The organism is Undibacterium sp. Di27W, from assembly GCF_049340345.1.
GTDB lineage: Bacteria > Pseudomonadota > Gammaproteobacteria > Burkholderiales > Burkholderiaceae_D > Undibacterium.
The window spans coordinates 1-561 of the sequence record NZ_JBMPOS010000097.1 but is presented as its reverse complement, the minus strand read 5'-3'; the positions used below and the strand labels follow the sequence as shown (position 1 = coordinate 561).

Below are 561 nucleotides of genomic sequence, written 5' to 3'. Positions count from 1 at the left end.
TAGAATTCATCTACACAGGCAACAACCTCAGCCAGGAACGCATAGTCGCCGCCGATGGCAAAGTCACCAGCAACACCCGCTACACCTACGATGCTCAAAACCGCCTGAGCCAGGTCCTGCTCGACCTTAGTCCCGAAGACGCCAGCATCACCGATGGCAAAGTCTACGCCACCACCTACACTTACGCCGGTGCAGGTAATCTCATCGACAGCATCATCCAAACCGATGGCAGCGTCCAGAAATTCAGCTACATCATCGTCGATGGCGAATCCCGTGTCGCCAGCCTCACCGACGCCTACAACAACGTTACCCGGTTTGATTACGACACCGTCAATCGTCAAACCAAAGTCACTGATGCCTTTGGCAACGTCACCGTCTACAGCCTCACCACAGACAAACGCTTTGACAGCATCACCGCCCCCGCAGCCAATGGTCAGACAAGCACCCTGCGTTACGGCTACGATAATGCAGGCAACATCGCCAGTTTGACCGATGCCCAGGGCAATGCCACCAGCTACAGCTACGACACAGCCGGTCACCTGCTCACAAAGACCGATGCAG

The 561-nt window shown here is 55.6% G+C and carries 1 pseudogene; it reads left to right on the top strand.

Annotated features, from left to right (window positions below):
• Positions 1–561: pseudogene (locus tag ACO0LF_RS31455) on the top strand (hypothetical protein); the annotation flags it as partial.